The 19,274-nt window shown below is 34.4% G+C and carries 32 protein-coding genes and 1 tRNA gene; 6 read left to right on the top strand and 27 right to left on the bottom strand.

Annotation, left to right across the window (positions count from 1 at the left end; genetic code table 11):
• Positions 1-12 precede the first annotated feature (12 nt).
• The 5 genes from HMPREF3029_RS03510 to HMPREF3029_RS03490 are packed head-to-tail and all read right to left on the bottom strand — an operon-like array spanning position 13 to position 4,943.
• Positions 13-342, bottom strand: a complete 330-nt coding sequence (locus HMPREF3029_RS03510) for a hypothetical protein (RefSeq protein ID WP_070709837.1) — start codon at positions 340-342, stop codon at positions 13-15.
• On the bottom strand, positions 335-1,882 hold the full coding sequence (locus tag HMPREF3029_RS03505; protein WP_070709835.1) for a minor capsid protein: 1,548 nt from the start codon (positions 1,880-1,882) through the stop codon (positions 335-337). The genes HMPREF3029_RS03510 and HMPREF3029_RS03505 overlap by 8 nt, the downstream gene beginning before the upstream one ends.
• Positions 1,863-3,206, bottom strand: a complete 1,344-nt coding sequence (locus tag HMPREF3029_RS03500; protein ID WP_070709833.1) for a phage portal protein — start codon at positions 3,204-3,206, stop codon at positions 1,863-1,865. Before HMPREF3029_RS03500 ends, HMPREF3029_RS03505 begins: the two co-directional genes overlap by 20 nt.
• On the bottom strand, positions 3,206-4,483 hold the full coding sequence (locus tag HMPREF3029_RS03495) for a PBSX family phage terminase large subunit (RefSeq protein WP_070709831.1): 1,278 nt from the start codon (positions 4,481-4,483) through the stop codon (positions 3,206-3,208). The genes HMPREF3029_RS03500 and HMPREF3029_RS03495 overlap by 1 nt, the downstream gene beginning before the upstream one ends.
• Positions 4,467-4,943, bottom strand: a complete 477-nt coding sequence (locus HMPREF3029_RS03490) for a terminase small subunit (RefSeq protein WP_144265400.1) — start codon at positions 4,941-4,943, stop codon at positions 4,467-4,469. The genes HMPREF3029_RS03495 and HMPREF3029_RS03490 overlap by 17 nt, the downstream gene beginning before the upstream one ends.
• A 98-nt stretch (positions 4,944-5,041) precedes the next feature.
• Between HMPREF3029_RS03490 and HMPREF3029_RS09675 the strand changes: the two genes are divergently transcribed.
• Positions 5,042-5,173 (top strand): hypothetical protein, encoded by a 132-nt coding sequence (locus HMPREF3029_RS09675; protein WP_256374322.1) that lies wholly within the window; start codon positions 5,042-5,044, stop codon positions 5,171-5,173.
• Positions 5,174-5,334: 161 nt separating this feature from the next.
• Here HMPREF3029_RS09675 and HMPREF3029_RS03485 read toward each other — a convergent pair whose 3' ends face one another.
• The 15 genes from HMPREF3029_RS03485 to HMPREF3029_RS03410 all read right to left on the bottom strand — a co-directional run bounded on the left by HMPREF3029_RS03485 (position 5,335) and on the right by HMPREF3029_RS03410 (position 12,049).
• Positions 5,335-5,760, bottom strand: coding sequence for a DUF1492 domain-containing protein (locus HMPREF3029_RS03485; RefSeq protein ID WP_070709829.1), 426 nt, complete (start codon positions 5,758-5,760; stop codon positions 5,335-5,337).
• A gap of 11 nt (positions 5,761-5,771) precedes the next feature.
• Complete coding sequence (gene dut, locus HMPREF3029_RS03480) at positions 5,772-6,200, bottom strand: dUTP diphosphatase (RefSeq protein WP_070709827.1); 429 nt, start codon at positions 6,198-6,200, stop codon at positions 5,772-5,774.
• Positions 6,184-6,471, bottom strand: coding sequence for a hypothetical protein (locus HMPREF3029_RS03475; RefSeq protein ID WP_210400777.1), 288 nt, complete (start codon positions 6,469-6,471; stop codon positions 6,184-6,186). The genes dut and HMPREF3029_RS03475 overlap by 17 nt, the downstream gene beginning before the upstream one ends.
• Before the next feature lie 181 nt (positions 6,472-6,652).
• On the bottom strand, positions 6,653-7,165 hold the full coding sequence (locus HMPREF3029_RS03465) for a hypothetical protein (RefSeq protein WP_070709825.1): 513 nt from the start codon (positions 7,163-7,165) through the stop codon (positions 6,653-6,655).
• An 11-nt stretch (positions 7,166-7,176) separates the two neighbouring features.
• On the bottom strand, positions 7,177-7,413 hold the full coding sequence (locus HMPREF3029_RS03460; protein ID WP_070709824.1) for a hypothetical protein: 237 nt from the start codon (positions 7,411-7,413) through the stop codon (positions 7,177-7,179).
• Positions 7,403-7,651 carry a hypothetical protein gene (locus HMPREF3029_RS03455; RefSeq protein WP_070709822.1) on the bottom strand — a complete coding sequence of 83 codons (249 nt, stop codon included), beginning with the start codon at positions 7,649-7,651 and terminating at the stop codon, positions 7,403-7,405. Before HMPREF3029_RS03455 ends, HMPREF3029_RS03460 begins: the two co-directional genes overlap by 11 nt.
• Positions 7,652-7,670: 19 nt before the next feature.
• Positions 7,671-8,120: a DUF1064 domain-containing protein gene (locus tag HMPREF3029_RS03450; RefSeq protein WP_168165497.1), complete on the bottom strand. Its 450-nt coding sequence runs from the start codon at positions 8,118-8,120 to the stop codon at positions 7,671-7,673.
• Positions 8,121-8,122: 2 nt separating this feature from the next.
• On the bottom strand, positions 8,123-8,326 hold the full coding sequence (locus HMPREF3029_RS03445) for a hypothetical protein (RefSeq protein WP_040929088.1): 204 nt from the start codon (positions 8,324-8,326) through the stop codon (positions 8,123-8,125).
• Positions 8,327-8,338: 12 nt separating this feature from the next.
• The gene (locus HMPREF3029_RS03440) at positions 8,339-9,142 is read right to left on the bottom strand and encodes an ATP-binding protein (RefSeq protein WP_070709820.1); all 804 of its coding nucleotides are present in this window, start codon (positions 9,140-9,142) and stop codon (positions 8,339-8,341) included.
• A gap of 11 nt (positions 9,143-9,153) precedes the next feature.
• Entirely contained in the window at positions 9,154-10,041 is an 888-nt protein-coding gene (locus HMPREF3029_RS03435) for a DnaD domain protein (protein WP_070709817.1), read from the bottom strand.
• 29 nt (positions 10,042-10,070) lie between these two features.
• Positions 10,071-10,505 (bottom strand): single-stranded DNA-binding protein, encoded by a 435-nt coding sequence (locus HMPREF3029_RS03430; protein ID WP_070709815.1) that lies wholly within the window; start codon positions 10,503-10,505, stop codon positions 10,071-10,073.
• Positions 10,498-11,106 carry an ERF family protein gene (locus HMPREF3029_RS03425; RefSeq protein ID WP_070709813.1) on the bottom strand — a complete coding sequence of 203 codons (609 nt, stop codon included), beginning with the start codon at positions 11,104-11,106 and terminating at the stop codon, positions 10,498-10,500. Before HMPREF3029_RS03425 ends, HMPREF3029_RS03430 begins: the two co-directional genes overlap by 8 nt.
• Positions 11,103-11,582, bottom strand: coding sequence for a siphovirus Gp157 family protein (locus tag HMPREF3029_RS03420; protein WP_070709811.1), 480 nt, complete (start codon positions 11,580-11,582; stop codon positions 11,103-11,105). Before HMPREF3029_RS03420 ends, HMPREF3029_RS03425 begins: the two co-directional genes overlap by 4 nt.
• Before the next feature lie 79 nt (positions 11,583-11,661).
• Positions 11,662-11,817 carry a hypothetical protein gene (locus HMPREF3029_RS09365; protein WP_168165496.1) on the bottom strand — a complete coding sequence of 52 codons (156 nt, stop codon included), beginning with the start codon at positions 11,815-11,817 and terminating at the stop codon, positions 11,662-11,664.
• Positions 11,818-11,857: 40 nt separating this feature from the next.
• Positions 11,858-12,049, bottom strand: a complete 192-nt coding sequence (locus HMPREF3029_RS03410) for a hypothetical protein (RefSeq protein ID WP_070709807.1) — start codon at positions 12,047-12,049, stop codon at positions 11,858-11,860.
• Positions 12,050-12,247: 198 nt separating this feature from the next.
• Here HMPREF3029_RS03410 and HMPREF3029_RS03405 point away from each other — a divergent pair, with 198 nt between their 5' ends.
• Positions 12,248-12,715 (top strand): DUF2321 domain-containing protein, encoded by a 468-nt coding sequence (locus HMPREF3029_RS03405; protein WP_070709805.1) that lies wholly within the window; start codon positions 12,248-12,250, stop codon positions 12,713-12,715.
• Between the two features lie 151 nt (positions 12,716-12,866).
• Here HMPREF3029_RS03405 and HMPREF3029_RS03400 read toward each other — a convergent pair whose 3' ends face one another.
• From HMPREF3029_RS03400 to HMPREF3029_RS03390, 3 genes are read right to left on the bottom strand one after another with little or no spacing between them, the layout of a single operon-like run.
• Positions 12,867-13,136: a hypothetical protein gene (locus HMPREF3029_RS03400; RefSeq protein WP_070709803.1), complete on the bottom strand. Its 270-nt coding sequence runs from the start codon at positions 13,134-13,136 to the stop codon at positions 12,867-12,869.
• Between the two features lie 12 nt (positions 13,137-13,148).
• Entirely contained in the window at positions 13,149-13,916 is a 768-nt protein-coding gene (locus HMPREF3029_RS03395) for a phage antirepressor (RefSeq protein ID WP_070709801.1), read from the bottom strand.
• A gap of 20 nt (positions 13,917-13,936) precedes the next feature.
• The gene (locus tag HMPREF3029_RS03390; protein WP_070709799.1) at positions 13,937-14,161 is read right to left on the bottom strand and encodes a DUF739 family protein; all 225 of its coding nucleotides are present in this window, start codon (positions 14,159-14,161) and stop codon (positions 13,937-13,939) included.
• A 154-nt stretch (positions 14,162-14,315) separates the two neighbouring features.
• On the opposite strand from HMPREF3029_RS03390, the gene HMPREF3029_RS03385 reads away from it, so the two are divergent.
• The 4 genes from HMPREF3029_RS03385 to HMPREF3029_RS03370 all read left to right on the top strand — a co-directional run bounded on the left by HMPREF3029_RS03385 (position 14,316) and on the right by HMPREF3029_RS03370 (position 17,096).
• On the top strand, positions 14,316-14,693 hold the full coding sequence (locus tag HMPREF3029_RS03385) for a helix-turn-helix domain-containing protein (protein ID WP_070709797.1): 378 nt from the start codon (positions 14,316-14,318) through the stop codon (positions 14,691-14,693).
• 30 nt (positions 14,694-14,723) lie between these two features.
• Positions 14,724-15,521 carry a hypothetical protein gene (locus HMPREF3029_RS09220; RefSeq protein WP_070709795.1) on the top strand — a complete coding sequence of 266 codons (798 nt, stop codon included), beginning with the start codon at positions 14,724-14,726 and terminating at the stop codon, positions 15,519-15,521.
• 76 nt (positions 15,522-15,597) lie between these two features.
• Positions 15,598-16,062: a hypothetical protein gene (locus tag HMPREF3029_RS03375; protein ID WP_070709793.1), complete on the top strand. Its 465-nt coding sequence runs from the start codon at positions 15,598-15,600 to the stop codon at positions 16,060-16,062.
• A gap of 2 nt (positions 16,063-16,064) precedes the next feature.
• Positions 16,065-17,096 (top strand): tyrosine-type recombinase/integrase, encoded by a 1,032-nt coding sequence (locus HMPREF3029_RS03370; protein ID WP_371327366.1) that lies wholly within the window; start codon positions 16,065-16,067, stop codon positions 17,094-17,096.
• Between the two features lie 56 nt (positions 17,097-17,152).
• Here HMPREF3029_RS03370 and HMPREF3029_RS03365 read toward each other — a convergent pair.
• The 4 genes from HMPREF3029_RS03365 to racE all read right to left on the bottom strand — a co-directional run bounded on the left by HMPREF3029_RS03365 (position 17,153) and on the right by racE (position 19,200).
• Positions 17,153-17,226 (bottom strand) — tRNA-Arg (locus HMPREF3029_RS03365).
• An 85-nt stretch (positions 17,227-17,311) separates the two neighbouring features.
• A complete protein-coding gene (locus HMPREF3029_RS03360) occupies positions 17,312-17,791 on the bottom strand; it encodes a metallophosphoesterase family protein (RefSeq protein WP_246830697.1) in 480 nt (159 codons plus the stop codon).
• 8 nt (positions 17,792-17,799) lie between these two features.
• A complete protein-coding gene (rdgB, locus tag HMPREF3029_RS03355) occupies positions 17,800-18,390 on the bottom strand; it encodes an RdgB/HAM1 family non-canonical purine NTP pyrophosphatase (protein ID WP_070709787.1) in 591 nt (196 codons plus the stop codon).
• A 9-nt stretch (positions 18,391-18,399) separates the two neighbouring features.
• A complete protein-coding gene (gene racE / locus HMPREF3029_RS03350; RefSeq protein ID WP_070709785.1) occupies positions 18,400-19,200 on the bottom strand; it encodes a glutamate racemase in 801 nt (266 codons plus the stop codon).
• Between the last annotated feature and the right edge of the window lie 74 nt (positions 19,201-19,274).

Here is a 19,274-nt window from a genome sequence, read left to right as displayed (position 1 = left end):
TAAAAATAGCACCTAATCAAATTTAATTTTGATTGAGTGCTTATCTTTTATCTTGTATGGACCTTTTCCGCCTGAATCTCTCATTTCTTTTATAACACTTAACGCTTCTTCTAAAGTCGGTCTATTATCTCTTCCCTTTATATATGAATAGATATACTTTTGAACAACTCTCAGCTCTTCTTGGTGAGGTATTCCTAATTCATCCAAATAATCAAACATAATATCCTGATCCTTGAAAAATACATAAGCATTGTCCCCGAATATATGTGGACCAATTAATCTCTTTTCATCATCATTAGCTTCATCAAAAGGTTTAATAATATATTTTTCTACGTTAGTCATTTATATACACCTCCAATTTAATTCGTTGCGGGTTCGTGTCAGAAATTACTTCTTTTACTTTGAATTTAGTATTTGGTTTTATTAAAAATTCATATTCATTATCATAAAAAGAGACATCTTCCATATAACTTCCTACTTTAGAACCTTTAGGAATGTCAATTTCAAATAACACGCTGGATTCACCCATAAAATCCTTAGTAACATCTTCGTATAAAGATGAACTCATAAACCCTTTATCTATAACTTTAACGTCTCCTATTTTTGGTTCGTATCCTTTTTCAATAGAACCTCTTATACCCCTGAATACCTTAATATCATCTTCGACTGTATACCCTGAAATAGCTCCTTTAGTTTCTTCAATTAATTTTAAGTAATTATTAATACTGTATTGAGGAATACCTTGATTTAATTTCGATTGTACACCATCTCTTAGAATCTCATTAATAAAACTAAAGTCGTTTCCAGTGTATCTTTCAATAGCACTTAAATCTCTCTCACTAAGATTATCCTTCCATTCATTATACCCTTTTTTCTCTTTCCAATAACGTTTAATGTCATCAACGTTATTGAATTTGCGGTATTTTACTGGAATATCAGTTACTTCCTGTTTCTCTTCTGAGGTATCTTTAATGTCGTCTAACGTTCGTGGTGCTCTTACACCAACAATCATTGTACGACACCATGGATGAAAAGGTGGGAAGTTAATTCCTACTTTTCTATCTTCAAACTTGAACACTTCATCATGCATATGTCTACATATTTTCGAAGTCTTATTGTCAATGATCGCATTGATTCTATATTCCGTATGTCCTGCGTCAATATAAGGCTGTGCACTTGCTTGGTTCATAACAAATGATGATTCGGTCCATATTAACCGTTTCGCGTCGCTAAAGCCTACGTCTAAGCGTTTAACAAGCAAATCAGATAATGAATTATAGTTATCTCCACGTATGAAGCCGTCACGAATAGTTGTTTGCAACTGATTTACTAACTTACCTTTATTGGCCCATATTCTATCACTAAAGTTTCGACCATCTACCCATTTATCATATATTGTATTTCTAGCTACAGCTGAGTTAATTGATAAGAACGACTTACCTAACCCTAACTCTTTAGCTGTATTCAAATACGCTTTACCAAATGTATCAATAAGGTGTTGTTCCATTTCTTTTTGCTCAATAGCGCCAAGCTTCATTAATTCTATTTGAGTACTATATTGTAAAGCTTCTAGACGATTAAGTTTATAGATAGAGTTACGAATGTCTCTTAATTCTTCATACTCTGGATAATCTTTCATAAACTCATCTGTACGTTCGATAAGCTTCTTTAACTCGTCTGGATAGTCTTTCAAGTCTTCCATTAACATCTTATATTCAACGATGTTATCTTCGCCGTATTTAAGATAATATTCACCAATCTGTTTGTTGATTTCATTTGAAGTACGAATATAATGCTTTATTAAGCGGTTAGATAGTTCTTCATCAGAGATATTTTGACTCTTCACATACTCCTTAACACGTTTATTCCAATAATTGCTCATCGTCTTGCACCAGTGGTTTGTTTAATTCAGCAAAGATATTAAATGCAGAGTCAGCTTCTTGATTCTCAATACGTTCTAGTTCGTCTTGCACGTTATCCACTATAGATAGAGTATTAAGCTTAGTATAATCACTAACGATACCTGATAACATTTGGGCTGTTTGCGCTTCTTCTAGAACGTTTGCAGGAATGTTACGAGTGAATGAAAAGTCGATGTTAATATAATCATCTTTATTTGACTGTGGGAAGTTAGTAGGAATGTTAAATATCATCTTGAATCGTTTCATCATACCCGCTTGGAACTTACGTTCTTTCATTAGTGATAAGTTCTCCATCGATTGTAACTTATACTGCAACGCTATTCCTGATGACGCACCAAATGATTCATCGTTAATATTAGAAACCATGCTAATCTGAAATATTAACTTCTCTAATCGTTCGATTAAATTCTCTTGAGTTGTATCTGCATTAGGCTTGTCTAAGAAGTGAACGTTTTGACCGCCTGGATCATAACTTTTCAAGTTTATAATTCTATTATTACGAATGTTCTCTAATGTCTCGTCATCTAGCTCAACACCAAGAACAGCTAGATAAGCGTCTGCAAAATAATCTACATCATTCGCTTTTTCTGAAATAGCTTTGTCATAAGCATTAATTAATGTTTCAACGTTCTCAAATGTTGCCTGTCGCTCTGCGTTCTCAATGTATTCAATAATCGGAACATCACCAAAGTAATGTTCTTCAAACTCATCTTCAATGTATAGTTGACCTTTAGAATCTGAATAATAATAATGTCTACCGTAATCAGTATAAATGTATCCATGCTCTTTCTTGTCTTCGTCTGTCATTGGATATATACCGAATAATACATCTTGTTGAATCGTATCATCATAGATTACAAATGCTTCTTCTGGACTAAGATATGTTACACGAGTATTCGCATCTTCATCTTGATAAAGATATTCGTATGCATGGCCATAGATACTACATAGCTTAGATAACTCAGCGTTGTTATCATTCTGATTATTACGTTTAGCGATCTCTTTCATTTTATCTGAAATGCTCGCATCTTCATGAGCTGTCTTAATCGGATTCCCAATAAAATAACCGTTCAATGTGTCAACAATGTATTTTGCAAAGTTAACAACTAAACGGTTATCGGGTTTGTTATTTGGTTTTGAATCTTGTATAAGAATTTCATGCTCTCCGCGATACATATTCATTAGCTTTATATATCGTGGGAGTCTCGTATAGTATATATTTAAATATTCTCTTAACTTTTCCCCTGTTAATTCTTCATTTTTAGGATGAATAATTAATTCCATTACAATCCTCCTTTAAATATTTTTACAACGTCTTTACCACGCATATCTTCTTCAAATGCATAGCGTGTGGCGTCAATCGTGTGGTTATGTTTATCTTCCAAGCGTGGAAGCGGGTTACCATCCCTGTCAGTCTTGTAGTCAATCGTTTCAAATTCTTTCGCAATGTTTGGCGTTCTTTTAGGATCTATTACTATCTCTGTTAAATCATTGAGCCATTCTTCACCGTATTCAACAGAATCTGGACCTTTTTTAACTGGATATAAGTGCTTAATACCATGTTCTGACCGTAATTCGGCGTTTGACTTAGGTTCAGCTGATTCAGCTGCAATTCTATCGCTTTGATAGTTATTCTCATGCAACCATTTAGCGAACTGTCTATTACTTATTTTCACACCATATAATTCATCTACAGCGTATATAGTGTTTCTCTTTTTATCGTAATGCCACTTAACGAATGCTAAAGGATCAGTTGCATATCCATAGTCAACACCGTTTCTATAATTATCAAATGCAGCTATTTCTTCGTCTGTGATATTTCTAATCGTTAAGTTGTCAAATGGAACTATACCACTACCGATAGCTTCACCTAGGTATTCCCAACGATATCTAAGTTCATTTTTCTCTTTTGTTGATTTCGCTTCAGAAATGAACTCTTTTGAAATATACGGATTGTCCATATATGTAGAATGATGGACTTTTGTGTTTCTTGGGTGATGACTCACTCCATACTTTTTATTTAGCCAATGCTGTTTTCTTTTGGGTGGGTTGTATGAGTGAAAAAATTTGTAAAACAGTCCTTTAGGTAATTCTCCACGAAGTAATGAGTTAGTAATCACTGTCACTTCGTCTTCTGTTTTGAATTCGGCTTCTTCTTCTATCCATCCAATAGCAAACGGGAATTTGCTATCTTTTAGTGATTTCAACCGCTCTGGATTCTGTGCTCCACGGAATACAATCTTGTTGCCACGTGGAACATATGTGATTTCCATTGGACTTGTTTTATAACTGAACAGATGACTGACCTGTTGTTCATTGATTGCCCATTTAATTTGTTCGAACACAGATGTCGCGAGTGTATTATCTATCTTACGAATACACACAGCATTGACTGCATAGCGCATAATTAACTGTACAATGATGTGACTGATGTCTGATGACTTGCCTGAACCACGTCCACCTTTAGCAACTATATGAAGTACATCTTGGTCTCTCGTCCATCTCCACAAATCATGAAATGTTTCTGGAATTAACTCTGATAGTTTAATCAATGTCGTCATGGAAACTCACCAAACCTGTTACATTTACATCTTGTTTATCAGTCCACATTCCATAGCGTTTACCAAGTAATTCTAAAGCACGTATTGCATCTTTATTTTGTGTGGGTGTCTCTACTATCTCTGCAGTTTTTTCGATTCCTAAATAGTTACCGTTATCGTCATAAGACGCTTTTTCTACAGATACAACTTGATGATCTATCGCTTCACGTCTTGCTTGTTCCGACAAGAGAACAAGTATTTCGTCTTGCTTCATAATCAGTTCTTCTGTCTTCTGTTTCATACGTTCACTAATGGCTTGGCTAATGTCAACATGTGTCAACAGTCGTTGTCCTTGAGACCTTGCTGTTTTTTCACTATATCCAGCACGAATAGCAGCTTGTGTGGCATTCATGTCGATGATATATTCATCAACAAATGCACGTTGTCTATTATTTAATTTACTCATCATCTCATATACCACCAACTCTCACGCTATTAGCTTATTTTAATTTGATATAATTAAAAGACACAGGAACAAGGCGCTATCACTTCTTAGTAAATACTAGGAGGTGTTGCATAATGGCCAAGTCTAAAGGCAAGTGCCAGTGTAAACCTAAACGTAGAGGTCCAATGACTGTTAAAGTCAAACGTCACAAGCGTAATGGATCAAACGTAAAGGGACATAGACGCCACAAACCTAAAGCAGCATAGAAAAAAATAATTAAAAGCTATACAACATCTAGAAGGAGCCTTGCTCTCCTGTGTTTCATATTAATAAAAAAGAGCGCTAGTAAGTTACTAGCACTCTGGATTAATTCAAGGAGCCTACCAATGAATCTATAGAATAATTTTCTATAGTAACATTATATCTGTTAAGCCTGTGACATTCTATGACATTTACTGACAAACTCTTGCAATGCACTTCCATGCATTCTGTGTATTTGCCTAATGTCATAGCACATTGCAACTGATATCTCTTCATACGATTTAAGATTAATGTATCTTAGTCTTAGTATCAGTCTATGTTCCGGTTTATCTAAACTATCTATTTCATTTGATATTTGCATCTTTAGATTAATCATCTCATCTATTTTCACATTGATTACTTCTGATGCTTCAATGAACTTCATATACTTATCATCGTAGTTTAGACTCCCTGATTCCTGTACTTTGTTGCCAGTTAATCTCGGTGACTTAATAGTAATTGCATCCTTCAATTCGTTACGTTCATCGACTCTTGATTTTATTTCTTGATTAATAAATCTGATTTGATTTAAGTAATCTTTAACATCGTACATCTGCTACACTCCTATTCTCCGCTACTCCCAAATCCTTTAGTGTTGCGTTCTGTCGTTTCATCAAACTCTTGAACTAATGTTAAGTATGGTGTAGCTATTGGTACAATCAATAACTGTGCTAACTTCATGTGTTGTTTAATCGTATACGAACGATACAACGAATCATTCTTCACGTTGATACCTATATCCCCATGGTAACCACTATCGATAATACCTAGCGTAACGACTAAGTCGGTCTTAGATGATATTCCACTGCGTCCTGTGAGTAACCCAACATAACCTTCTGGTATATTAATTGCGACACCTGTTTTAATCACACGCTTTTCTTGTGATGCTAGCGTGAACTCCTCATCAGTGAATAGATCAATGCCTGCATCCGTTGAATGTGCTCGTGTTGGCTCTTTTGCTGTAGCTGTTAATAATTTATATTGTATATTCATCTTTTTCTATCTCCCTAATCTTCTTTAATACTTTTTGAACTTCATCTTCTGTTAAATATACGACTACATCATCTGTTATTTCAGTGTCGTAAACTATTTCCCAATCGAATGCGTCTTTAAATTTTATGACTGCGAGCTCCCACAAATCATCTCCCCACCCATAACTAAAAGCATTTTTTATAACAGAAGCACCATAACCATTATCAAATTTATATATTTTTTGTATGCCTCCGTTTAGACTGTTTGTTCTAATTGGTGTAATCCTTGTCACGCTATATCCACCTCATATCTAAATATTTTAAGTGTATTAAAGCTTGTACGTTTGTGATGTGCTGCATAGCTTATGAATCTCGCTGTCTCTATTTTTACATTTAAGTATTCCGCGCACTCCTCGATTGTGTCAGCAATTATTAGCAACTCGTCTCCCTTGTATATAGCGAAAAACTTCTGTTTCATACTTCAAGCTCCTTAACTGTACTAATATCTATGCCGTACTCTTTAGATCTACGCTTTAGTCCTAAAGGTATTACATATGGTACTATCGTATCTGGTTGATTGTTTAAGTATTTAATACGTCCAATCACTTCGATGATTTCACTTTTCTTCATTTTCTTTTTCAGTTCTGTATCGTCATGCTCGTATTTGTCACCTTCGTAGTTAGGACTTTTCCTCTTGTTCACTGGAGTATTTATCGCCCGTTCTAGTGACCAACCGTAGTATAGTCGATTTTTTACACGGTCTATCGATAATCCGTTTTTATGAATTAATTTAAGCATGTCGTCAGTTACTTCTTTGCCGTCTAACTTTAATTTACGATTATTCATGCGTGGCTCAAAAAGGTTTTCTCTTTTCATTCCGTAAGATATTCGCTTACTCACTATAGATCGTGTTAAGTTATTCTTTGCAAATTTGTATCTTTCTGTCGGTGTGAGTTTAATTCCTTTTATCTCAGTAGGTATGCTCATTCTAATTCCCCCTATCCTTTTAACACGATATACTCTAAACCATCTTTAAATTTTGATTTTCGATGTACTGCGATGTCTAACGTCTTTAAGTATTTCTCTCTAGCTTTTTGTGATGTAAAATGTATTTCTTCGCGTTTGTACTCTCCGAATCGAAGCGGCTTAGATATTCTTATCGTATTGTCGATTACTTCGTCATCTGTCGGTTCGTTTAAGTAATCAAATATATCTGTTTGTTTTTTAGTTTGCATATATCCTTGTCACCCACGTTTCAAAGCCTTCATTGTGTCTACTTTTAACAGTGCGTTTCTTATATTTCGGTGCATGTATTAGATCCATAGTTATCTCTTTCTTTTTATCTAATGTGAGATACTTAAATTCATATCCTGAAGGCGTTCTCGCAACTTCTTTCGCAAATTTATAGCGTTGCATTAATACGTCTTTTGTTAAATCTACTTCTGTCACTTCATCACCGTTAATAACTTCCAAAAATGTCTCCTTATGGATTCTAGTCCACACGTTGTCTCCTCTTTTCTAAACGTCGTTTACGTTGCAGTTCGTCGTATTCCACCCAACCGAAGTCATCTCCATGTTTGTAACTCCTGCTGATCCATTTAATTGTTTTATCTTGATTTAAGTACCTTGCAATCTTCAATTTCATTTTTGCATCTGTCGTGGCCATACCTTTGACATCGATGTATTCAATCTTTCCGTCCATATACTCAACTTTAAAGTCGAGTCTGTAATCCATCTTGCGAATAGTCTTACCGTTATATTTAAAACTTGGTAATAGATTAATTACAGGTTGAAGGTAAAACGACCTCACTTCGTTAATCGACTGTAAATATTTCAAGTACAGGTAGTAATCCGCTTCAGCCTTCGAATCAAATCGAATACCATCTACTTCAATTTTCCTTGCGTTATATTTGTGCTTGCTTAATCTTCTGATAGTAATCACCTCTAAAATGATATTTCTGTTTTACGTGTTATAATATCTAGTATCAGAAGCGATAATTCTCCCTCTTCCAACTGCATCATATTGTCTATATGATGTGAGTTGAATAAGTCGAGCGACTCGATATCTTGTCTAGTAACTGGTCTATCACTAAACAAGATTTGAGTCGCTATTTTTGTGTACTGCGGTTTAATCTCTAAGCGCCTCATATTATCCCCATTCTAAAATTTGAAGTTGTTCATATTCTTACGTTTATCTTGCCCATATATCTCTATCTCACGGTTATTCTCCAGCATGCGTGAGTATATCCGATGCAGATCTCTATCACCGATAAAATCATCTGTATTTAAATTAGTTGTATATATCGTCGATTTACCTTTACGTGCATTTACAAGTAGAAATAACTGCTCTATCGCCCACTTAGTCATATTGTTCGCCCCAACATCATCTAAAATAAGCAAATCTGCCGTTCTAGCGAGCGTTTGAATGTTATAGGACATTTGTAACGCTCTGCTGTCTTTCGCGCCGTTGTAGCCTTCTTTAATGCGTTCTAGATAGTCTGGTAGCGTCACGAATAATACTTTGTAATTGTTATCTGCTAAGTAGTTACGAATTGCCAGTGCGAGATGTGTCTTTCCAGTTCCAAATGTTCCTTTGTACAGGATTCCTTGACCCGCTTCAATTACCGCTTCAGCATTCATAATAAAGCTCACTGTTAACTCTTTCGCTTGCTTTTGACTATCTGTGTTTGCTTGATAGCCGTTTACTTTCTTTTCTTCGTAATCTTTTGGCATGATACTAGATGTGTGATACTTTTTAATATCTTGCATCTTTTTAACCTCTGCAGCTTCTTTAATGTGCCTACATACACATCCGGTTTCTTTCGTTGATGTCTTACCGTTTTTATAAGTAATACGAGTTTTAGTCACTGGGCGATTACATTGACCACAGATATAGTTTTCAAGTACCTCTGATTTATCTATTTGCAGATAGTCCTTTAACTTATCCATATTTAATTGCTCCATTGCACATCCTCCTAGAACGGCAATTCTTCATTCGGATCTATTACCGTCTTGATATTCTGCTTATCACGTTCTGCTTTTCGATTAACTTGCTCACGTGCTATTCTTGCTTCTAAGCTGTTTGCATATGAGTTACTCTTTGAAGCGGTGAAGCGGTTGTTCTCTGCTTCAAAGTCTGCGACTGTTTCTATTTGCTTCTGTTTAGCATTCCTTAGTATTCCATTCACGTATGATAAGTTGTGCTTACCTAAATCATGAGCGTACTGCATAACGTGAATTATGAGTTCTTTGTTATGCAGCTTTAACCACTCATTTATTTGCTCATATGTCCTTTCTGTTGGAAGACCAAATGCTAACTTGTTATATTCTTTTATGATTTCAGAATAATCAGGGTTGATATTTTCAGAAGTAACCCCGACACTCTTATTTTCATTGTTGTCATTGTTATTCATTGTTATTTCATTGTTATCATTGTTATCATTGTTGTTTGTGTTTTTCAGTGTCATTTCAGCGTCTTTTCTGTGGCCTTTCAGTGTCATTTCACTGTCTTTTCTGTGGCTTTTTTTATATTCGTCGGTTTGGTAAAAGTCATAATTTACAACGGTTAACACTGTCTTTTTACTGTCTTTTTTTACAACCAACATATTGTCTTGTTCTAAAGTTAATAAAAATGAGTTGACTTTAGTTCTAGACCATTTCCAACGTTCTGAAAGTTTTCTTAAACTTGTAATTCTTTGACCTCTTTCTACAATCACAAGTTGTCCGTCTACAAGAACTTTTCTGTCTTTATGATTGACCATTAATAGAATATCTAGCCATGCCTCTAATTTTGTGAATGGTCTATCCTCGTTCCATAACCAATGTTCTTTTATTTGTCTGTGTAATGTGATCCAACCTGTCACTGGTTATCTCCTCCTTAACTAATGTTTTGTTAGAAAGGCAGGTCTTCATCAGTGATATTACTTTTAGGATTACCAAACGGATTCTGCCCTACGTTAACGTTAGATTGTTGATTATAGTTATTGTTAGATTGTTGATTGTTGTCGCTTTTTGTTTCTAGAAACGCAAGGTTTTCAACAACAACCTCTGTAACATATACACGTTGCCCCTCTTTATTTTCATAATTACGTGTCTGCAACCTTCCAGTAACGCCTACCATTGAACCTTTAGATAGATATTGTTTTGCGATTTCTGCAGTCTTTCTAAATAACACACAGTTGATGAAGTCTGCTTGTCTCTCACCATTTTGGTCTGTAAAACTTCTGTTTACAGCTAGTGTAAAGTTGCCGACCGCAACATTATTCTGGCTTACTCTTAGTTCAGGATCCTTTGTTAATCTTCCAGTTAAATTTACAGAATTAATCATTTTGTTTACTCCATTCTTTTAATGTTCTAACAGCATTATTTACTTGCTGTACGTTTAATTGATTTATATTTTGAATGCCTAACGTATCTAATACAGTTTCTTCTGTTGCTTGTTCAAACTTCTGCGTAAATGCTTCTATCTCATCTTTTAACGTCTTTAGTTGTTGTTCGTTTGCTAGTTGTGGTGTTTGTCTTGTTGGTGCACTCGTTGCGTTTCCGTCATCATCTTCGTCACTTGTGATTCCAAAGATTGACGATAACGTGTATCTTCTTAAATAAGTAATAAGAGCACCACTTCCTTGTGCGTTATTCTTCTCAGCTTTCATAAATAACGGTTCAAACTCGATAAATTCACCGCTTTGATGAGTAACTAATGTTGAGATTCCAATACGTCCGTGTTCGTCGTTGCAGGGCGACTGGAAAAACGATAAACCATGTTTAGGTGCTTCGTCTGTAATCACTTCTACTACGTTCTCGAGTGGTACATATTTCGATTTAAAGAAAGGATTCGTCTTATCTTTTTTCGGTTGAGTGACTTCCCCTTGAAACTTCGCCATTGCCTCACTGATATGTTTAATCGATTCTGATTTATCTTTTATCATCTAATTCTCACGCCTTCCGTCTGTTTGAGTTCTACTCCTTCTATTGAGTTCTCTTTCATATACTTAATAAGATCTCTTCTTTGTAATTTGCGTTCAGTCTTGAAGAATTCTTCAGGTATATGTTCTTCAGATGTAACTTCAATTGTTGGTGGATTCTTTTGCACCCAGAAACTGTTTAAATCTGTTTTAAACTTCGTCTTTCCAGTGTATTTCATCGCTTCGTATAGACTGTCTTTCATCAACTTAATTGCTTTGTCATCACGATTGATAAGCTCTTGTATTCTTTTGATTTCTTTTCTTCTTATTTCGTTAATGCCTTCTTTTTCTCGTATAACGTGAGAATAGCTGTCAGCCTTGACTTCAATGGCCTCATCGATACTTTCTAACGTGTCACGAATTACCGCTTCGTCTACACCCTCATCAATCATTTCTAAAACTCTTACATAATCGTCTGTTAAGTTGTATAATGTACTCATATATATTTATCCTTTCTTGATTCAGCGGTGCGCTATCACTGTCTGAATCTTTTTGTTTTTTAATAATCGAAATTGAGTTTTATTCATCCTTATCTACATCAGTTACTTTTGACATATAATACTTTTCTGCAGTAAACTCTTTTATTTCACTTGGAATAATAGTAATTTCTCCGATTTTAAATTCTTCTGTCATATCCGACCTACCGACAAATCTCATCAATTCGTGAGTTTCCATGTAAAAGTTATATACCTTCGAATGAGTTTTTACGGTTAATTTATAAATCATTGTTCTTCGCTCCTGTTCTATTTCGCTTATTCTCTTCGTTTAAATGTTTCAGGTATCTCATATGTGCTAACTCTTCTACATCTGCTTTTTCTTGAGATCGTCTATTCATTTCTTCAACAGTCAAATTCTCTTTTGATTTAGTTCTCGGGAATAAATGTTGTGTTAGTCCTCTTTCGTTCATTCGTGGCACATCTCCTTGTTTAATTCATTTATTTCTACATATTGTTGACAGTCCGTAATTGGTTTATCAAAATATTCGTAAGCTGCAAGTACGAACAAGATTGCAAAGATTAGAAGAAAGCTTATAGCTTTTGTATATACTTTCATGTGGATCACTCTCCTTAGTGATATACTCACCTTTAGAAAGGTGGTGAATCTGATGGGTTATTACAAATATGCAACTATTTGTTTAAACGGACATGTCGCATCGAGTATTAATGCGGGCTATCGAAAATTTTGTAAAGATTGTGGTGAAAAAACTATTTCTGTTTGTGAACACTGTAATAAAGATATTCAAGGTGATTATTATGTTCCTGGAGTTGTTAGTATTGGCTTTGAATATAAAACTCCATCGTTTTGTCATGAATGTGGTAATCCATATCCGTGGACTGAAAGAGTTTTAGAAAATGCACTGGAAATATTATCTTTAGATGAGAGTTTGTCAGAAGATCATAAAAATATAATTCAATCTACATTTCCAGATTTATTAATCGATACTCCAGATACACCCGTGGCTGTCGCAAAATATAAGAAATACATGCCTAAAGCAGCTGAATATGTTCAACTTGGTGTTAAATCGATTCTCATCAATTTAGTCAGTGATACAGTGAGACAATCTATTTGGTGAGGGAATTTCCACATTGAATACAAAACTTGTTTTTAGATTGATTTACCTGGTCACATTTTCGGCAGTGAATGTGACCTATAATTTTTTCAAAATATAAATCGGTTATTTTATTTGGAATAAAAATCGGAATTTTAATATATATTTTTTTCATCTAAATCAAGACCCTTTCTAAAAATGAAAGTCCCTTTTCTACATGGATATAGTACTTGCGGCTGTTATCAAATCTTCTTACGCATCTTCTATGGAAATCATCGTTAGTCATTAACTTTTCTTTCACATCTGAATAACTCAATCCAGAGATTTGTGCGAATTCTTTTAAATCTGCGTACTCTTGGTACTTCGATTGTTCTAACTTTCTAAGCCTTAACGTCATTTCTTTATTCATTTCGATTAAATAATCTAATTTTTCAATTGCTAACACATCAATCACTCCTTACTCCCTCTCTATTAATGGAAGAATGTCTTCATGTTTTAATAACTCGTATAGGAAAATACGTCCTTTTTGAGTCCATTTAGTTAGTAACTGGAAGTCTTCTGTTCCATCTTTCTTCTTATACTGGTGAGTTTCTGAAGATGTGTAACCTTTAGTTGCGTGATTCTGATAAAGCAACCACTGGCCACCTTGCTTGTATTGAACTTTTAATTCATGCAGTAGCTTATTCATCGCTTGCGCACTCATTCCATAATCTTTTGCAATCTGGCTAATTGCGATAAGCTTCTTACTCTTTAAAATTTGGTCGTAATAATCAGCTTTAGGTTTCATCTCTAATACCTGTTGTTCTGCCATTAATCTGTGTTTACGCTCTTCTTTAAAGTTCTCTAGTAACTCGATAAAGCTATCTGGATCGTTTAAAATGTCGTCAATTTTACTTTCCGTAGCATATACGCCGTGTTTTCTAATTTGTGGTAAAACTTCTGAAGTGACCCAACGCTTAAATCTTTTAGCGCTGTCTAACTTTGATGAGAAGATTAAACTGTATAATCCTGATTCGTTGATTACACTTTGACTTTGTCTGCCACCAAGGGTGTCGAGTTTCACGACGTCCTTGTCTTCTTTATCAACGTGTCTATTAAGAGCATCTCTCGAATTTGAATAGCCAAGAATTCCAGCTACATCTTTTCCTACAAAATATGGTTCGTCTTCAATCATTAATGTTCTTACTGGTAATTCTTCAAAATTAAAAATTTGTAATTCTTGCATTATTTACTCTCCTTTTAAGTTCATAAAACGTGAACTTTATAGTTAAAAAAATATGAATGAATCTCTTCAACAGGTATGTCTAGTAGTTCTTTAGCTTTAATTATTTCCGTATCTTTCCAAGTAACTTTACCATTAAGTTTTAATGAAATAGAACGTTCCGATAAATTCATTGCTTTAGCGAAGTTGTATTGAGTGCCAAATTTTTCTATAATAGCCCCATTTAACTTTGAGTAATCTTTGTACATTTCATTCCTCCTTTCAGTTCATGTAACGTGAACTAATTATTATATTATACTATCAAATGAACATAGTCAATTATTAAATTCATATTTTATGAACTTTTATATTGAACATAAATTCAACGTATTGTAAAATGTAATTAGAAGGGAGTGACATATAATGAGGAAAACTACTTCAGACAGATTGAAAGAAATCATGAAACACAGAAACTTGAAACAAATTGATATATTAAATGACTCTAAAAATTATCAAGAGATTTATGGTATCAATATGAGTAAGAGTGCTCTTTCTCAATATGTCAATGGTGTTCAGTCTCCAGACCAGGATAGAATATTTTTATTAGCTAAAACTTTAGATGTTGGAGAAGCTTGGTTGTTAGGATATGACGTTGATTCTTTCAGAGATCCCGTCAATACTAACGAAGTAGCCTCAAACAAATCTGATGTCATCGCAGCGCACATAGACGATGATGTTACTGATGAGGAAATGGACGAGATACTTAATTTTATTGAGTTTGTTAAGAACAAGCGTAAATAATTACATAATATATTATTTTGGGGGATAAAAATGGAAAACAAGAAATTTTATCAAGAAACATGGTTTATTATTTTATCTATAATTATTTTCTTCCCTGTAGGATTATTCCTCATGTGGAAATATACGAGTTGGAACAAAGCTGTTAAATGGATCATTACAGGTTTAATTGCCTTCTCTGTAATAGTTAACATTTTTGCTTTCGGGGAAGTATTAGAAGAAGAACAACAAAAAGAAGAAGAACGTAAAATAGCGCAGGAACAAAGAGAAAAACAACGCGAAGAGGATAAGCAAGCTAGAGAAGAAGAAAAGAAAAAGAAAGAAGAAGAGAAGAAAGCTAAAGAAGACGAAAAGAAAGCTAAGGAAGAGAAAGAAGCTAAAGAAAAAGAAGAACGAAAGAAAGCAGAAGAAATAAAAGTATACAAAAACGATGAAGGTGTTACTGTTTTTGAGCAAATGAAAACTAGTACATTAACAGAGAATACTCTCACAAGTACTTTCTCTTATGATATGGCTAATGAATTTAAAAAACATCAAAATGAAATAGAAAATGGAGCTTTATTCAGACTGGCAATTCCTTTAGTAGATCAATACGGTAACGAAACTAAACAATGGGTACTTGCTGTTTATTATGAACAAGAAACAGTTGAAAAGATTAATCCTACAAACTGGCCAACATATGATAACGATGGTTTATATACAACAGCCGATGGTGTTATTACACATCCAGTTCTAAAAGGGAATAAACACGTTAAAACTAAAATCTACGATGGAGAAGCACCTTTCATTTATTACGACACTGTAGGCACAGATTACGAAGAGCACGAATAATATATAGGGGTAATCACTACCCCTTATATATTTTTAACAACAAACACGAACATACGTTCTCAAAAGGAGTGTCTTTATGAACTTATATGAGAAACTTGAAAACTTAATTCCAGGTATGAAAATTACTTACATGAATATGCCTGATAAATTGAAAGGACTGACTTGTCGTGATGAGGTTTATTTAAATACTAATTTAATAAATTATTACCACGCTACTCCTATTCTTGCTGAAGAAGTTGCGCACTATCTCACGTCAAGTGGAGATATCACAGACTATAAACATATCAACAACATGAAACAAGAAGTTGTAGCTAGACGATATGCACATCATTTAGTAGTACCGCTTCATAAGCTTATTGAATGCTATGAGTTAGGTTTGTGGGGAGATATCTATGGAATGTGTATGCATTTAGAAATAGATCGTTCCTATTTCAATAAAGTAATTGAAGAATATAAAAAGATATATGGGACGGAGGTAAAACATAAAAATTATTTAATTCAATTTGAACCGTTAAACATATTTAAGGAGGCTAAAAAATGAATATCTCTGAAATTAAAGCAAGTAAACGTAAAGACCGCAATACGTGGGGATATACATTCCACATTGACGGCAAACGTTATCGTAGGTCTGGCTTTAAAACGAAAACAGAAGCACTAAGAAAAGCACACATGCATGTGGATGAGATAGTTAATGATAACACGATAGACACAGAAATAACGTTCAAGGACTACTATCTAAAGTGGCTCAAAGTAAATGATAAGAAGTCGCTATCTAAAGGCGCATACGCATGGTATGAACGTTCATTACGTTATTTTATTGAAGAATTTGGAGAGAATAAACTACTTAAAAATATTACACGTTCAGAGTATCAATTATTTATCAATAAATACTCTAAAGGACACACGTATGAAACCGTAAAGAAGTTAAACAATTGTTTACGTCAACCCATAAAAGATGCCGTGTATGAGCGTTATTTGGAAGTTGATCCAACTTATAAAGTGAAAATAAACGCAACAGAAAATGCAATGAAAGAAGAAGATAAATTTCTAACTGAAGAACAATATCTAGATTTAATCGAATATTTTAGAAAGCGTTCAGAGAAGTCTTATGTATTACTGTTTATGTTAGCTATTACTGGTGCTAGATTTAGTGAAGTGAACAATATGACGTATAACGACCTAACACATGGACTCGGAACAATTCATTTACCCGGGACAAAAACTATCAGTTCCGATAGAATCATCGAATTGAATTATGATGATATTGAACATGTAAAAAACTGGTATCATTCACAACCGAAGAAACTAAATAGAAAGTTATTTGAAATCTCAAATAATGCAGCAATGAAATCATTTAAAAAAGCACTAAAAGATATCGGTGTGGAAGAACACAGAAGAATATACTCTTTACGTCACACACATTGTAGTTATTTAATATCAAAAGATATACCAATCGAATATATTTCTAAACGTCTTGGCCACTCTTCAATTAAAATGACTTTAGAAGTTTATTCCCATTTATTAGATGAGCATAAGGAAAAACAAGGCAAAAAAATAAGGCAGTTATTTTCATAACTGCCACCAGATTGCCACCAAACTGGTTGAAACCCTATATCTATAAGGTTTGTAGACGTCCCGGGAGGGATTCGAACCCCCGACCGATGGCTTAGAAGGCCATTGCTCTATCCAGCTGAGCTACCGGGACCTATCAATGAACACAATAACCATTATAATAAATGGCACGTCTAAATGTCAACATGTTTTTTTATAATTATACGTGTTTCATTGATTCACTCGAGTTCGACTTGTTTTAACACTTCTCCGTCTCTTTTATAAAACGTTACGATTTTCTCTTCAGTGTCTAATACTGCATATGTTTCTGGCTCAGAACTTCTAGAAGCGGATATTGATCCTGGGTTTATACAGTAAACGTCATTAATTTTTTCTACTTTAGCGATATGCGTATGACCATATAACGCATAAATTGCACCGAGTGCTTTCGCTTTTGAAGCGAGTAAATTTCGATCACGATTTACGTGGTATAAATGACCGTGTGTAAAATAAATAAGTCCGTCATATAATTGTTCAGTTCTAAAACTCGTATCATAATCCGTATTTCCTTTAACATACTCATACGGTTCGAGTAGAGCATCTTCTGATGATAGTTCGCTATCACCGAGATGGATGTATAGATCAGCATCTATTTCTTTAGGCAATTTTTCAATCATTGTCTTTTCTCTATGGTTATCACTGACGATTAATACTTTCATTATTTCACCTAACTTTGAAGTCTATTAAATAAGTTTTCATCTTCTAATAACTTGTCGATGGCACGTTTTCGATGGGAAATCTCAGATTTTTCATCTGTCGATAACTCGCCAAACTTTTTACCATCTAACGTTTGAAAGAGCGGGTCGTATCCAAATCCATTAGTGCCAACTGGTGCTTCTAATATTTCACCGAATACAACGCCCTCATACGTATACGCTGTTCCATCCGGAAATGCGACCGCAATAACAGAAGTAAAGTATGCGGATCTGTTTTCTTCACCTTTCATTAATTGTAATAACTTTTTGTTATTTTCTTGATCAGTCGCGTCATCTCCAGCAAAACGTGCAGATCTTACTCCTGGAGCACCTTCTAACGCTTCTACTGATAATCCTGAATCGTCACTGATTACAGGTAGATTCGTACGTTTTGCACCTTCTAATGCTTTTATTAAAGCATTATCTTTAAACGTTTCACCATCTTCTACAGGATCAAAATCTTCTAAAATAGATTGAATCCCAACGACTTCGAACTGTTTAAAAATTGATTTGAAATCATTAATTTTACCTTTATTACCACTTGCAATTACTATTTTGCTCATAAAATACTCCTATAATTGTACTGATTGAATCGTATATTTAAAATTCGGCATCCATTCGTTTAAAATCTTTTCGAATTGTTGATGGTCACCGTGAACGTAAATCTCGTGTATGATCTCATCGTCGTTTGAACTGAGTAACTCTTTAAACTCTAGTAACGTACTGACGTCTCTCGCAGTCTCTAATCCAGAATCGACGATATGTTTTTCATTTGAAAAATAATCATCAATCGCCTGTTTGATTAGCGGATAATGAGTGCAACCGAGAATTACTGTATCTGCATTTGTGTCTTTAACGCTCTTTAATGTCTCGTGAATTACATTATCTCGTATATCAGCATTTTTATAATTAAATGCCTCGATGAGTGGTACAAAATCTGGACACGCATGCTCTGTGACGATTGCTGATTTATTAATCTTTTGTATCGTCGACTTATATTTATGTGAAAGCATCGTACCTCGCGTAGATAAGACGAGAATATTGTCATTGTCTGAAATTTGTAATGCACGTCTTGATCCTGGTTTAATAACACCGATGACTGGGATATCTATCATCTTTCTAATTTCAGAAATAGCGAGAGCAGTCGCTGTGTTACAAGCAATGATAAACAGCTTTATATCTTTACGACTTAAAAAATTATATATTTCTTTCGTGAACGATAACACTTCTTCTTTCGATCGTTCACCGTATGGGCATCTTAAACTATCCCCAAAATATACGATCTTTTCTCTCGGTAGTTGTCGTACGAGTTCTTTTACAACTGTTAATCCACCAACCCCAGAATCCATGACTCCGATCGCCTTATTGTTCATATGACATCGTCTCACTTTTACTAATCATTCGTTTAAGTAGAGTGGATAACATTTCTTTCTCATCTTCAGTAAAG

The organism is Nosocomiicoccus sp. HMSC059G07, assembly GCF_001815515.1.
In the GTDB taxonomy this organism is placed as follows: Bacteria; Bacillota; Bacilli; order Staphylococcales; family Salinicoccaceae; genus Nosocomiicoccus; species Nosocomiicoccus ampullae_A.
This window is presented reverse-complemented; position numbering and strand designations above follow the sequence as displayed.